The organism is Paenibacillus mesophilus, from assembly GCF_005938385.1.
In the GTDB taxonomy this organism is placed as follows: Bacteria; Bacillota; Bacilli; order Paenibacillales; family NBRC-103111; genus Paenibacillus_AB; species Paenibacillus_AB mesophilus.
In genome coordinates, this window is sequence record NZ_VCRA01000002.1 from 535,961 (window position 1) to 550,665 (window position 14,705).

At 50.8% G+C, this 14,705-nt stretch carries 10 protein-coding genes; 7 read left to right on the top strand and 3 right to left on the bottom strand.

Annotated elements, in window-relative coordinates; all coding sequences use genetic code 11:
* Positions 1-35 precede the first annotated feature (35 nt).
* Complete coding sequence (locus tag FE783_RS05095; protein ID WP_138878238.1) at positions 36-1,244, bottom strand: GntR family transcriptional regulator; 1,209 nt, start codon at positions 1,242-1,244, stop codon at positions 36-38.
* Positions 1,245-1,402: 158 nt separating this feature from the next.
* On the opposite strand from FE783_RS05095, the gene FE783_RS05100 reads away from it, so the two are divergent.
* Both FE783_RS05100 and FE783_RS05105 read left to right on the top strand, forming a co-directional pair.
* Positions 1,403-2,797, top strand: a complete 1,395-nt coding sequence (locus tag FE783_RS05100; RefSeq protein WP_138878239.1) for a metallophosphoesterase family protein — start codon at positions 1,403-1,405, stop codon at positions 2,795-2,797.
* Positions 2,794-3,543: a Cof-type HAD-IIB family hydrolase gene (locus FE783_RS05105; protein WP_138878240.1), complete on the top strand. Its 750-nt coding sequence runs from the start codon at positions 2,794-2,796 to the stop codon at positions 3,541-3,543. Before FE783_RS05100 ends, FE783_RS05105 begins: the two co-directional genes overlap by 4 nt.
* 58 nt (positions 3,544-3,601) lie before the next feature.
* Here the strand turns inward: FE783_RS05105 and FE783_RS05110 are convergent, their stop codons facing one another.
* Positions 3,602-4,912, bottom strand: a complete 1,311-nt coding sequence (locus FE783_RS05110) for an ABC transporter substrate-binding protein (RefSeq protein ID WP_138878241.1) — start codon at positions 4,910-4,912, stop codon at positions 3,602-3,604.
* A gap of 183 nt (positions 4,913-5,095) precedes the next feature.
* Complete coding sequence (locus tag FE783_RS05115; RefSeq protein ID WP_138878242.1) at positions 5,096-6,232, bottom strand: ABC transporter ATP-binding protein; 1,137 nt, start codon at positions 6,230-6,232, stop codon at positions 5,096-5,098.
* Positions 6,233-6,484: 252 nt separating this feature from the next.
* Between FE783_RS05115 and FE783_RS05120 the strand changes: the two genes are divergently transcribed.
* The 5 genes from FE783_RS05120 to FE783_RS05140 all read left to right on the top strand — a co-directional run bounded on the left by FE783_RS05120 (position 6,485) and on the right by FE783_RS05140 (position 14,664).
* Entirely contained in the window at positions 6,485-7,972 is a 1,488-nt protein-coding gene (locus FE783_RS05120) for a spore germination protein (RefSeq protein ID WP_238402861.1), read from the top strand.
* Positions 7,973-7,983: 11 nt separating this feature from the next.
* Positions 7,984-9,066, top strand: a complete 1,083-nt coding sequence (locus tag FE783_RS05125; RefSeq protein WP_138878244.1) for a GerAB/ArcD/ProY family transporter — start codon at positions 7,984-7,986, stop codon at positions 9,064-9,066.
* The gene (locus FE783_RS05130) at positions 9,059-10,162 is read left to right on the top strand and encodes a Ger(x)C family spore germination protein (RefSeq protein ID WP_138878245.1); all 1,104 of its coding nucleotides are present in this window, start codon (positions 9,059-9,061) and stop codon (positions 10,160-10,162) included. The genes FE783_RS05125 and FE783_RS05130 overlap by 8 nt, the downstream gene beginning before the upstream one ends.
* 171 nt (positions 10,163-10,333) lie before the next feature.
* Complete coding sequence (locus tag FE783_RS05135; protein WP_138878246.1) at positions 10,334-13,030, top strand: hypothetical protein; 2,697 nt, start codon at positions 10,334-10,336, stop codon at positions 13,028-13,030.
* Positions 13,031-13,407: 377 nt separating this feature from the next.
* Positions 13,408-14,664 (top strand): nitrate/nitrite transporter, encoded by a 1,257-nt coding sequence (locus FE783_RS05140; RefSeq protein ID WP_138878247.1) that lies wholly within the window; start codon positions 13,408-13,410, stop codon positions 14,662-14,664.
* Positions 14,665-14,705: the final 41 nt, after the last annotated feature.

Consider the following 14,705-nt stretch of genomic DNA (forward strand, 5'->3'; position numbering starts at 1 on the left):
AGGCGGCGCCTCCGGTTTTTTGGTGCGCAGTGAGCTTACTTCGGAAGTAAGGATTCACTCTGGATCAACGGCGCGGTCGATTCACGTACGATCAATCGGGTCGGCACGACGATTTTCCGGCGTTTCTGCCGCGGATTTTCCATCACGGAGACCAGCAGCTTGGCGGCTTCCCGGCCGACCGTATATTCCTCCTGATTGACGTAAGTAGGAGGGATGGCGGAAAAGGCGGATAATTCGAAGTCATCCAAAAAAACGACCGACAGCTGCTCCGGAACTTGTATCGATAGCTCTTTGGCCGCTTCCAACAACGTTAATCCTACCGCGGAATTGACCGCAATGACCGCCGTGAGGCCGGGATTTCTTGACAAATAATGTTTGATCTGTTCCTTGCTGGCGGCATGGCTCGCCCCTTCCCGCAATATTTCATTGACTTGCCTGCTGTCCAATCCGGTGAGCCGCAAATGCCGGTCGATTAATATACCGTGTTCGGAAAGCGCCTTCTCATACCCGGTCAGCCGGTCCTCGATGCTGGATGTGCCTTCCGCATGGGTGGATATAAATCCGATGCTGCGATGTCCTTGCCTAATGCAGTGGGATACCGCATCGAAAGCGCCCGTGACGTTATCGGAGCATACGTAATTGGTTTCGACGCCTCTCAAGTATCGGTCGACGACAACGACCGGAAATTCGTTTAAAGTCAATTTCAAAATATCTTCGTTATAGCTCTGTCCTTGAGCGGGATATATGATGATTCCTTTTACCCCGGACTGAACCAGTTTGTGCAAGATCTGCCTTTCGTTTTCTTGAGAATCGCCCGTTGTGCGGAACAGCAAGTGGAAACCTTCCTCCGCCAGCTGATTTTCAATACCATGCAGCAAATTGGCCGTAAACCGGTTATCGAGTCGAGGCATCAAATAGGCTATCGTATGATCGGAATCCTGCTGCGCCGATCGGTAAACGGGAGGCTCCCCGAGCTTGTTCGCGGATACGAAAGTGCCTTTTCCTTGAATCCGATAAATGAGACCTTCCTCGATCAGCTCCTGCAGCGCGTTTTTGATCGTGATCCGGCTAACTTTAAACTTGCCCGCAAGCTCATTTTCCGAAGGAATTTTGTCATCGGACTGCCATACCGATTGCCGGATGTTATCCCGCACATATTCCATGATCTGTTTATAGAGCGGCGTTCGGCCGCCTTGCTTCGCTTCGTTTGGTTGTTTGGACTGCTTATTGATTTCGATAGACACGTGGGGCCTTCTTTCCCGGAAAAGTCCGGATTTATGTTATTTTTTTATGAACGCATTGACACCCGGTGAGCAAGATCTCTATACTTGTTCTGTTGATATAAATAACTATATGTCAAATATGGCAAATAATCAACTTGAACAATGAGAGGTGCCGAGATTTGAAACCGACATTACGTTTTGTGGTCATGGGAGACTTGCATTATGTGCAGGAGCAGTCGCACCGAAAAGCGTTGAACGGCAATCCGAGAGGTGTTACGGAATTTGCCGACATTACCCGCAATCTATGGATGACCCGGAATGTAACGCCGAGAGTCATCGATGAAATCGCGGCGTTGAAGCCGGACTTTGTCATACAGACCGGTGACATCATCCAAGGGCATTGCGATGATGAAGCGAGCGGACTGCAAGAAATGAAGGAAGCGATGGAGCTGCTGAAACAACTGAAAGCGCCGGTCTTCTTCGCGCTCGGAACTCACGACGGCGTTGTAGGCAAACGCGAGGAGGAGCAGGTTAATCAATTCGTATATCCGGCCATCGGACAAGCGATGGGCTCCACACCGGTAACAAAAGGTTACTACACGTTCGAAAAAGCCGGCTCCTTATTTATCGTTCTCGATTATACGGCGTTTGCAAAAGGCGACGTGCAGGAAGATTTTATTATGGAAACTTTCGCCGAATCGGCAAAATACGAGCATGTGTTTTTATTTGCTCATCCTCCGCTCATCTGTGTGGGAAGACCTTTCTTTACTCATTACGATTTCGCGCATACGGTACTTCGGGAAATTGCCGATCATCCGGTAGACGCTTACTTTTGCGGGCATACGCATAACCAGGTTTCCACGTTGCATAAAGTAGGAGAGCATTGGATGCCGCAGCTGAAAAGCTCGGTGCTGGGTTATCCGGAGCTTGCGCCTATTAGCCTGAGCGACGTTCGAACCATTTTACCTGATCCGTCATCGTTCGAATACGGCTGGGGATACTTGGAGGATTCGGCACCCGGCTGGTGGGTGATCAACGTCGAAGGCGAAGCGGTTCAAGCCGACTGGCACGTCTTGCAGAGGGGCGTTGCAGGACGGTTGAGCTGGCGCCGGGGAGAGAAAGCAAGCTTTACACAAAAGCCCGATTTTGCGAAAACGTCCGGACTGGCGCTATCCGATCGCAGCGATATCCGTTCCGTGCAGCTAAGGGCCGCAGGCTCCAACTGCAAACCTGCGGAAGATTACCGGGTCTACCTGAACGGCATCGAGGTCGGCACGCTTCCGCGCCTCGAATATTTCGACAGTCGGCAATCTATGAAGCTTGATCCGCAATACTGGCCATTGCTTGATATGCATAATCAAATCGAAGTGACAACCGGGGACGAACCGATGTGTATCGGCGGCTTTGTATTGGAGGTTGAAACTACGGACGGTTGGGTTCGCAGTACGGTTTCCGATTACTACGCCAATTGCGACCGTTGGGACCGATGGGGACAATCCCCGATGGAGAAAATCGTTCCGCGGCAGACGATCCGCACGGAGCTTTGTTTCGGACCAAGGGGAGAGCGCCGATGACATTTCGATTAATCGCTTTGGACTTGGACGGAACATTGCTTAACAAGCAGAAAGACATTTCGGAAGAAAACGTCAAGTGGATCAAAACCGCCATCAAGGCCGGGATGAAATTCACGTTGGCTACGGGCAGACCGATCCGGGATGTCGCCGGTTACGCCGCTCGGTTGGGTATCGATTGCCCGCTTGTCGTCAATAATGGCAGCGAGGTATGGGAAACTTCCGAGGTTCTCCATTCCAGACGCGAATTGACGCCCGGCTTGATCGTCAGGCTGTTCGAGCTTCTGCAATCGTACGGGGAAGAGCTCGATTTCTGGGCCCATACGGTTGGAGGGAAAATCGACAAAACGAATATTCCCGCCGACCCGGCGGATGTTCAGTGGCTGCAATTTGCGTTTCGCAGCGGCAACGCCGTTCTCTTGCATGGCATCCGCGAGCGACTTACTTCCTGGAATGCATTCGAAATAAGCAACTCCCATATTACGAATATCGAATGCAATGCCGTCGGGGTCAACAAAGCAAGCGGTTTGCGCGAAGTGTGCACGCTCGTCGGAATAGACATGTCGCAAGTCATAGCGATGGGGGACAGTCTTAACGATATCCCGATGATTCGCGAAGCCGGACTTGGAATTGCGATGGGAAATGCGCAGCAGGCGGTCAAAGAGGCCGCGGATCTGGTCGCTCCCGGCCATCAGGAGGACGGCGTGGCCAGAATGATCGAGCGACATCTCCCGGCCCGGGGAAAATGAACAATTAGTTGAAAAAGCCTTGCGCCCGCTCTGGGCGCAAGGCTTTTTACCTTTGTAATTATTTCACGGTGCTGATCGCTTTGTTGATTTCCTCGTCCGCCTGTCTCAAGGCGGTGTTCAGGTCGATTTTATCCGCCAGATAATCCCGGAATTTTTGCTGGCCGATTTTTTTGCCGTTCGATTCATAGATGGAGTATAAGGGGGAAGGGGAAACTCCGCTTTTGAACAAAGCTTGTACGTTTTTCCCTTTCAAATAAGACACTTCCGCGCCAAACTGCTTCTTCATATCCTCTTTCAACAAAGGCGACATTCTCGCCGTCTTTCTGGCACCGAGCAGCTGCACTTCGTCGGATGTGACGACTTCGAGCACTTTGATCGCGTCATCCTGGTATTTCGTCGTTTTGGAGATGCTCAAATTGTGAGAATCCAGCTTGCCCGAAATGTTCGGCTTATCCTTGTAGCTCGGGTATTGCGCTATGTCCCAATTCACGGCTTCCGAGGCGCTGCCGATCTGGGCCATCAGATTCGTCGAAGCAAGCATCGCCACGTTTCTTTCCTTGATAAACAAGTTGCCCGACGCCGCGGCCGAAGGCTCCGGACTAGGCTGAGCGTTTCCGGGTATCGTGAGAATGGTTTTGGCAAGCTCGAATACTTGCTTCCACTTTTCGTTATCCATGCTGGCTTTGTCCGTTTTCCCGTCGACATAAGCGAGCGAGTAAGGGAAGCTCATGACGTAGCTGCTCGCGGGGTCGAGTCCCCGATATTGAATGCCCCCGTCCTTTTGCGTCAATTGACGTCCCAGATCGATTGTCTCATCCCAGGTCATGCCGTCTTTCGGGTAGCTTTTGCCGAATTTATCGAAAATGTCTTTATTGTAGTACAGAGCATTGAACTGCATGGCGTATGGCAGTCCCCATAATTCCCCTTTATCCGACTTCACGGCTTCGATTGCGACCGGATTGAATCGCGCCAAATCGAGGCTCTGTTTTTTGACGAGCGGAGTCAAATCAAACAGAAGGTCCTGCTGCTTTAAGCCCAAAATCCCCGAGTTCGGCGTCAGGAGAATGTCCGGCACTTCGCGGGCGGCAATAAGACTGTCCAGCGTCACGGATTTATCCGGACGAACGATTTTCAAGCTGATGTGCGGATACTTTTTCTTCACCGGTTCGGAGAACATCAGTTGGAAATCTTCGTCCGTAATTTCGGCGCCGTTCTGAAAGACCGTTAACGTGACGGGGGAAGCTGACTCGGTTTTGTTCGCCTGCGCTTGTTTGGCGCCGTTCTCCTGGCTGCCCGAATTGCCGCAGCCCGTTGCCGTCAATGCGAGGGATAGAGCAATAAAGCCTGAAAACATTCGTTGTTTCCTCATCGACCATAACCTCCATCTATGATATCGAGTGCTTGTTCTGTAGTCATTATAAGAGTCGAGTATTAAAACAAGCTTGTTCTTTTGTCAAACATGTATTAAATATCGCTTGAACTTGTATATTTGGTATAGAAAAAGCGAACCTTAACGGTTCGCCAATCTTTTAAATATGTGATTTCAATAAGATTACCCGAATGAGTTATGCACATTGACGAGTCGTTCTCCGCTATCCTTCTCGAAGTACAGCGCCTTCTGCATGTCAAAGACTACCGATATTTGCTGCCCTTCATTATAAAGGTTGTCCGGACTGCCTCGAACGACCAGCAAGGTTGGTCCGCCAATATCCAAATGCAGGAAGCGGTCTGCTCCCATTAGCTCGTTGAATGCATACACGCCATTTATGACTGCGTTCGGAAACACCTCAAGAGCTTTTCGGTTGACGGAGATGTTCTCCGGACGAATGCCAAGGGTGACGACTTTGTTGACCAGCCGTTTGGATACAAGCTCTTTCGAGTGGATTGCCGGAATTGCCAGCGCGAACCGGTTCGTGTGAAACTCCAGCTTGCCGGCGCGCTCTTCCAGCCTGCCTGCGATGAAGTTCATGGAAGGCGATCCGATAAAGCTCGCTACGAACGTGTTCGCAGGGTTGTTATACACTTCCTCGGGGGTATCGACCTGTTGAACGATGCCGTCTTTCATGACGACGATTCGACTCGCCATCGTCATCGCCTCGGTTTGATCGTGCGTCACGTAAATCGTTGTGACTCCGAGCTGCTTGTGCAGCCGGATGATCTCGGAGCGCATCTGCACGCGCAGCTTGGCATCGAGGTTGGACAGCGGCTCGTCCATCAGGAAAACTTCGGGATTGCGGACGATTGCGCGGCCGAGCGCCACACGCTGGCGTTGACCACCGGACAGTTGCTTCGGTTTGCGTTCGAGATACGGTTCGATTTCGAGAACGCGCGCCGCCCTTTTGACCGCGATATCGATTTCATGCTTGGGCATTTTGCGGAGCCGCAGACCAAAAGCGATATTTTCATAAACCGACATATTGGGATATAACGCATAATTTTGGAACACCATGGCGATGTCGCGGTCTTTCGGAGGCAGATCGTTGACAAGCACATCGTTAATGTAAATTTCCCCGGCGCTAATGTCTTCCAGGCCGGCGATCATTCGCAGCATGGTCGATTTGCCGCAGCCGGAAGGACCGACGAACACGACGAACTCTTTATCTTCGATGGACAGATTGAAGTCTTTGACTACGTTGAGCTTGTCTTTGCCGTACTGTTTGTAGACGTGATTGAATAAGATCCGGGACAAAAGCCGATCTCCTCCTTCGAATGAACGGTTGATGACTATGAACGTTCAACGGGTCCATGAATAGCCATTGCATTTATTATAGAAGGAATGTTGTTAATTTAGCGTTAAGTTAACGACGTGATTCGAAGCATTACCGGCTTTTTCGACAATGTTTTATGAATTTCGCGTGAAGGCCGGCACAATTCGGATGTTTAATCCCTGCATTTTCCGCACATAGTAAAATAATCATCCTTATGATCGAAGGTGCGGATCGTGAACTTCTTCAAAAAAGTGATTCAAGCCATAGGGTCTAAACAGGCTGCGCCCGATCCCGAACCGGGTTCGACCGAGCTGTCCGGGAAACCGACATTATCCTACGTCCTCCATGAATTTCTGGATTGCTCGGATATAGTCCATAGATCGTATCCGCACTTGCACATCGATCTGATCTATTTCGAACATCAGGTCGACCAAGACAAGCTCTATCGGGATGTGATGAATCCCATTCTGAACGTGCCTCAAGACGAGATGCGCGAGTTGCTGAACCAGTCCCCGTTCACCGCGGCAACGGATATGAAGCAGCTCATACTTGCGATATTGGCCGGGAAAACAGCCATCTTCCACCGGCAAGACGTCTATCTAGCGGATGTGTTCGGGTTCCAGTCCCGCCCCGTAGGGGAGTCCGAGACGGAGACGGTCATAACCGGCCCGCATGATGCTTTTACCGAAAAAGCAAGCACCAATTTGGCTCTGCTCCGTCAACGCATCAAGAGCTCCCATCTCAAAGTAATCAAGCTGTCCGTCGGGGAAATAACGAAAACGGACGTTTATGTCCTCTATATCAAAAATATCGTCAATATGCATTATGTGGACGAGGCGCTCGCCAGAATATCGAACATCGAGATCGATGCCATCTTCGATACGAATATGCTGCTTCAGATGATCGATGACTCGCCGTATTCCGTATTCCCGCAATTCCTTACTTCGGAACGTCCGGATGTGATCGGGTCGAAGCTGATTGCCGGCAGAATAATCGGTATCGTGGACGGCAGTCCTTCGGCTTTCAGTGCGCCAACCTCGTTTTTTGAATTTTTCTCGTCGTCCGACGATTATTATCAGCGCCCGCTGCTTGGAAGCGCCAGCCGGTTGTTAAGATTTCTGGCGCTATTAATCACGATCATGTTCACGGCGCTCTATGTATCCGTCACCACCTTCCATTACGAGATGATCCCGGAAAACATGCTGCTTACATTGACCGAGTCCAGAAGCAGGGTGCCGTTCCCTCCGCTGTACGAGGCCTTGTTTCTGGAAACGACCATAGAGCTTCTGCGGGAGGCCGGTGCCCGGCTGCCGACCAAGATCGGGCAAACGATCGGTATCGTGGGCGGTATCGTCATAGGACAAGCTGCCGTTCAAGCCGGATTGACGAGCAACATCTTGATCATCGCCGTTGCCGCTTCCGCGATCGCATCGTTCGTTACGCCGGCTTACGTCATGAGCGCCTCCATTCGTCTGCTTCGTTTCGGTTTGATCATTTTGGCAGGTATATGGGGAAATTTCGGGTTGGCCATCGGAATAAGCGCAATCGTCATCCATATGAGCGGACTTACAAGCCTCGGTTCGTCTTACTTGACTCCCGTCGCCCCTTTTCAACCAAAGGACTGGAAAGATGTGTTTATTATCGCGCCTTTCAAGTTCCTTATCGAAAGACCGACTCAGAGCAAATCGCCGAATCCGGTCCGAAACAAAATGAAAAAGTAAGGGTGCTGAGCATGAAGGAAAAATTATCGTCATTTCACTTGGCCATTCTCATTAACATGACCCAAACGGGGGTCGTGATATTGGTGCTGCCGCATTTGCTAGCCCGGTATTTCGGCACGAACGGGTGGCTTGCTTTGATCATCGTTTCCGCTGCCGTTTCGCTGAGTATCGGCCTGATTACGGCCGTGTATCGTTTGGGCGAAGGACAGTCCATTTTCGAAATTCTGGAACGTTTCATTCCGGGATTATTGCTTTATCCGTTCTATATTTCTTTGATTTGCATATGGGCGCTTCTCGGTTGCTTGACGGCCAAATATTATGTGCTCGTGTTTCAGATGGTGGCTTTTCCGACCGTGAATCCAATGGCGTTCAAGGTGGCGGTTGACGTGCTGGCTTTTTTTCTGATCATCAAGACGATCTATAACATCTCGAAGGCCGCAACCGTTTTCTTCTGGATGAGCATTTGGATGCTGCTCTTGTTGTTTTTCTTCTACGGACAATTCCAATGGGCGCGGCTGACTCCTTTTGTTTTCCAAGACAGTACGTATTCGGCGGCAAGCTTCATCAACATATTTCCCGCTTATTTGGGATACGAGCTGTGTCTTCTGCTGATTCCGTACTGCGACCGCAGAACGAAGTTCGGTTCGTCCGTTCTGATCGGTCACTTGTTGAGCACTGTTGTTTACTTATACGTAAGCCTGGTTTCCTACGGCTTTCACGGGTACGAATTGTTGCGGCACATGCAGTTTCCTTTGATGAATCTGTTCGCGTATGTCCAGCTGCCATTTATCCAAGCTACGGAAAATTTATTGTATGGCTTTCTGTTGTTCACGACACTGATTACGGCGGTTATGTACTTCTGGTCGGCCAAGGAGGTTGCGTTAAGAATGATCCCGAAGAAGAGGAAGCTAATCACGTTTGTTATCGTTTTCCTGGCCTATTGGATTTCCTTCATACCCGACGTACTGAGCGAGGTGCAGCAATGGCTGAAGTATCTAGGTTATATCGAAATCGGTCTTGCGTTCGGCCTGCCACTCGGCTTGATAGCGCTGCTGGCCGTTCATAAACGGAGAGGGCGTGTGTCAAGTGCATAATGCACGAGCGTGTATCGGTTTGCTGGTCGTAATGCTCCTTGCTGCGGGCTGCGGGGACCGGCGAATATTGGAGAGGACCGGATTTATTCAATCGACAAGTCATGATCTGCTGCCTGACGGGAAAATAAAATATGCGATAAGCCTTCCCATTGCGACTCCCGACATCAAGGTAAAAAGCGAATATTTAAGGACCGCGGCGGATAGCGCAAAGGAAGCCAGAATCATTCTCGCGCGAAAAACCAATCTGCTGCTCGTCAGCGGACAATTGCGAACCGCTTTGTTCGGCATATCGTTAGCCCAAAAGAGTATATGGGAGCATATGGATACTTTGATCAGGGACCCGACGATATCGGAGCAGGTCAAGATCATTGTCGTGAACGGGGATGCGGACAAACTGCTTGAAAAGAAATATAGGGAGTTTCCCCGGACGGCCCAATACATCGACCGGCTTATCGAGAAAGAAGCGAAAGGCAATACGATTCCGGAGACGACCATGTACTCGTTCTCGAGAGACTATTACGATGACGGGATCGATCCGATTGCGCCGGTTATCAAAGATGCGGGAGACAGCATCATCGTCGACGGAATCGGACTATTTCGGGACGGCCAGTACGTGGACAAAATCGATCCGAGCGAGTCGATTGTCTTCTCTTTTCTGTTGGGCAGCTTTAAGCATGGCGAGATTAGCTTCGACTTGAGGGCGATGGAACCGAGAAGCAAAGCCATCATGTTAAGCTCATTAAACAGCACAAGAAAAGTTAGCGTCGAGCATGGAGCGGACGGTCCGAGGAATGTCGTCATCAATGTAAATGTCAAAGCATCAGTGCTTGAATACATAGGGGAATTGGATCCGGGCAATGAGGCGGATAGGCATAAGCTGGAGCAAGTGCTCTCCAAAAATTTGACGCAGCGCGCGCAGCAGACCGTAAAGTTTCTCCAAGAGAAGAAGCTCGATAGTATTGGCATAGGGAAGTATGTCAGAAACAGTATGGACTACGCCGAATGGAAGAAATTAAATTGGCGGGATGAGTTTTCAAACTTAAACGTAAGTTGCAATATCAAGCTTAAGATTAAAGATTACGGGTTTCGTCGCTAAATGGAATTAATGCCGGCAGGCTCTTACCTTTCATGGGACAAGGGCCTATTCCTCGTCTGCGCTTTTTATTACGGAGCGGATAATATAGTATTCATTGACAGATTCTGATGTGGTTTATATATTATATATAATACATTCGATGTCTATATAAGTAAGACGGGGGCGTGCGACATGTCCGTTACGTTTCAAACGAAATATATGCGCTATTCCATAGCGTCCGACGGCAAAAACATGGAGTTTACCGACATCTCCTCAGGGCGTAATTATGTTGCGGACGGTTATTGCGGCAAGCTGATCGACCTCGAGAAGAAGGAGCATCTCCCGACGGCTGTCGCTTATTGTGCTCCTCATCTGGAGGTTACTTATGGCAATGGGATCACCGCGGTTATCGCCGTTGCCGAGCATGAGGAATATTTGACGTTCCGGCTAGTCTCGGTAACAAGCGAGCAGCTGTATTCCGTATCGGTCGTCGATGTGGAGGTAGACATCGACTACGACAACGATTCTTCGTTCATCGCATCGTGCATGTCGATGACGCTCGGCACGAGAATGGAGGAGTACCCGGGCCGGAATAGGAGGCTGTATGCGGAAGCATTCCCGCACATCGGCTTGACGTCAACCCGGAGGAGCGATCATCCCGCCAATGCGGCGATCGTCGGCGCGCCCGAGCCGCTGCTCAGACAGATTATGAAAAATGTCATCGAGGATATTCCGGACGGGGAACTGCCGAAATCGAAGACAGGCGGACCGTATGGCTGCGAGATCGAGCTTGGCAAATGTACTTATACGATATTGGGAAGTCCGGTGACGACGGACAATATCGACGAAGTGATTGCGGCCATGAAGAAGTTCGGCGTCAAGCAAGCAAGCCTGCATCAAGGAGCGATGTATCGGCAGGGCGATTTTCAAGTCAATGAGAAGGCGTATCCGGGCGGGATCGAACAGTTTAAAGCGGTGATCGATCGATTCCATCGGGAAGGCTTGATCGTTGGCTTGCATACGTATACATTCTTTCTTGCGAAAGCGGAAAGCTTGTCCGTCTATACGACGCCGGTACCGCATCCGGATCTCGATACGCTACAGGAGTTTACGTTAGCTCTCGATCTGGACGAATCGTCTACAGAGGTAATCGTCAACGAGTCCCTTCACGATGTGAGTTTGACGACTGGTTTTCATAGTCAAAATACGCTCATTCTGTGGATCGACGACGAGCTGATTCGCTTTACCGGAGTTTCCGATGCCGCTCCTTATACGTTCACAGGCTGCGAGCGCGGAGCATACGGGACAAAAGCCGCCTTGCATCGCGCGGGCGTGCGCGCCGGTCATCTGAAAAGCTACTTCGGCGGGTATTTGGCTCCCAAGAAGCATTCCGAGCTGTTTTATGAAATCGCCCGAAATACGGCGGAGTTTTATAACGAATGCGAGTTCGACGCCTTTTACCTGGATGCGATCGACGGCGTATTTATACTCGACGGCAACGAGTTTGCCTGGTATCATGCGATGGCGTTCATTAACGAAATGTACAAACATTTGAAACGGCCGGCCGTGTTCGACTGCTGCTATGGACCGCAATATCCGGCCTCGTGGTTTGCACGCACGCGGTTCGGGGCGCTGGACCATCCGTACCGGGCCTACAACGACTTTAATGACGTCCATGTCGAATACGACGCGAAGACGGCGGAACGAATGTATCTGGTTCCTCAATTGGGCTGGTGGTCGCTATACCCGAGCGGCAAGGAGGACATGATCGGCTGGCAGCAGCAAGTGATGACGATCGAAGAACTGGAATATTTGTGCATCAAGCATTTGGCGATGGATGCATGCCAATGTTATCAAGGCTCGATGATGAGGTATAAGGAGCTGCCTGTGCTCGAAAGGTTCGCGGCGGTCATCCGGCAATATGACGAGGTGCGGGAAAGCGGCTATTTCCGGTTCGACAAGCAGACGGAACAGCTGCTGCGCGCTCCGAGATCCGAGTTTAAGCTCGTGAAAGAGGAGGAGGCGTACCATCTTCGCCGGATGAAGACGACGAAGTACCGCGCCGAAAGCTTCGAGGAAGGCAGAAATACGTTTCTTGCCGCAAATCCGTACAGCACACAGAAGCCGTTCATTCGCATAGAAGCATTATGGACCGCGGAGCCGTATGAATCGCCGGACTCTCGGCTGCTGCTGGATCTGGATGAAGAGGCGCCGCTTGAGCTGAACCGGACCTACTCGTTTGCCGAGCCTCTCGATACCGAAGGAAGACGGGGAATTGGCGTATGGATTTGCGGCGACGGGCGCGGCGAAACGATCAATATTCGACTGCGCAGCGAGTTGTGGGTCGGGGCGGCGATGGCGGATCATTTTATAAAGGTCGACTTTACGGGGTGGCGCCGTTTCTCCTTCTACGAGTCGCAGAACGGCGACATGGAGCATGGCGATTGGCCGAGAGCCGAGCTCGAATACCGGATTTACGACGATGTGAAAAACTTCTACGCCAGCTATACAAACTCGGTGGATTATGCTCGGATTCACTATATGGACCTGTTGACCAGCGGCAAAGGCCGATACGATCTGAAAATGAAGCCGATCGTCGCCCTGCCGCATCGGGAGCAGACATTGGTTAACCCGACCGTAACGATCAACGGACAGTCCGTCACATTTATGACCGAGCTGAGGAGTGGAACGTATCTGGAATGTTCGGCTGAAGGGGAGTGTACCGTCTATGACAGGAAAGGCAGCGTTATTGACACTCCGGCTATTGCGGGCGAAATTCCGGTTGTTCTATCTGGCAATAATGAGCTGACGATCACGTCTAGCGAAGCTTCACCCTATATGAAACGTGCTGCCGTCACTTTGCGGCTTATGGGAGAATACTTAATTTAATGGGACGTAGGCGACAGCCTCCATGTAGAAGGCGGTAAAGGTGTAAGCTGGTAGAAAGATGATGGCATCGTAAAATATAACACATAAATTACGTGTTATGTTACATAAATCCCTTATTTATTGATACTAAAGTAAGGTGATAAGGTGAAAAGAAATAAAATAATCAAATATACGTCAAATATATTGACATGACCATCGTGCTTGCGTACAATTTAATTATCAATTATCACAAAGCAGTGATATGTTACCAAATTAAATAAGGGACACAATGTCGTGTCCGCTTTGGCAAAGAAGCCTATCCCACTTTACGATCATCGTAAGGGGATAGGCTTTCTGTTTTTCAAAACCGGGAAACAAACAAAGAGAGGGGAATCGGTATGGCGGATCGGAAATCTTTTTTGAAAAGCGGCCATAAGGGGTCTTTGTTCAGTGCCTTTTTGTACTTTGACATGAGTTTCATGATTTGGGTCATGCTTGGCCCGCTGGCGGTGTTGATTGCCAAAGATTTCGAAATGGATGCGGCTCAGAAAGCGAATTTGGTCGCGCTCCCGGCACTCGGCGGTTCGATTTTGCGGCTCGTGTTAGGTTATTTGACAGATAGAATCGGTCCGAAGAAAACGGGTATCGTCGGGATGTCGCTGACGATTATCCCGCTGCTGGTCGGCTGGAAATTAACGGATTCGCTCGCGGACATGTACTTCGTCGCACTGATGCTCGGCATCGCCGGAGCCAGCTTTGCCGCAGCGCTGCCGCTGGCCAGCCGGTGGTATCCGCCGGAGCACCAGGGACTGGCGCTCGGTATTGCGGGTGCGGGCAACAGCGGCACCATCTTCAGCACCTTGTTCGCCAATCGGCTGGCACAATATTACGGAGACTGGCATGTCGTGTTCGGGTTGGCCTTGATTCCGCTGATCGTTGTATTCCTTATTTTCCTCTTTACGGCCAAAGACAGCCCCAATCAGCCGGAACCCAAGAAGCTGTCGGACTATGGCGGGGTGTTGAAGCAAAAAGATACATGGCTGTTCTGTCTGTTTTATATGGTGACCTTCGGCGGTTTTTCCGGAATGGCCAACTATTTGACCCTATTCTTCAATACGGAGTACAACTTGAATCCGGTCGCGGCAGCAGATTTTGCAACGATATGTATAATCGCAGGAAGCTTGTTCCGTCCGATTGGGGGCTGGTTGTCCGATAAGGTGGGTGGCATCCGGATGCTGATGCTGCTCTATGCGGTCATCGGGCTGATGCTCGCCGCCGTCTCGACTTTGCCTGCACTGGCGGTTACTACCGCGCTGCTGTTCATCGGCATGATGGGAATGGGGATGGGCAATGGAGCCGTGTTCCAGCTTGTGCCTCAACGGTTTCGTGAAGAAGTCGGCATCATTACCGGCATAGTCGGGGCTGCGGGCGGCTTGGGCGGATATTTCCTGCCGAAAATTTTAGGCAGCCTGAAGCTGTCGACGGGATCGTTTACCCCGGGGTTCCTGGTATTGTCCGGAATCGCCTTGTCGTGCATCATCATGATTTATTTGGCCCAGCGCGAATGGAAACGCAACTGGATCGGAGAGGGCGGCAAGGTGGGAGCGGGCCTCTATCTTGACGGCGGTCTGAACGCGGAAGCGCCCAAAGCGTAACATGCCGCAAGCGAAGGCACGAAAGTATGAAGGCCAGCGGA

Excerpts from the sequence above, each read along its gene's own strand:
- FE783_RS05140 (WP_138878247.1), top strand. The coding sequence starts at position 13,408 with ATGGCGGATCGGAAATCTTTTTTGAAAAGCGGCCATAAGGGGTCTTTG.
- FE783_RS05105 (WP_138878240.1), top strand. The coding sequence starts at position 2,794 with ATGACATTTCGATTAATCGCTTTGGACTTGGACGGAACATTGCTTAAC.
- FE783_RS05110 (WP_138878241.1), bottom strand. The coding sequence starts at position 4,912 with ATGAGGAAACAACGAATGTTTTCAGGCTTTATTGCTCTATCCCTCGCA.
- FE783_RS05135 (WP_138878246.1), top strand. The coding sequence starts at position 10,334 with ATGTCCGTTACGTTTCAAACGAAATATATGCGCTATTCCATAGCGTCC.
- FE783_RS05125 (WP_138878244.1), top strand. The coding sequence starts at position 7,984 with ATGAAGGAAAAATTATCGTCATTTCACTTGGCCATTCTCATTAACATG.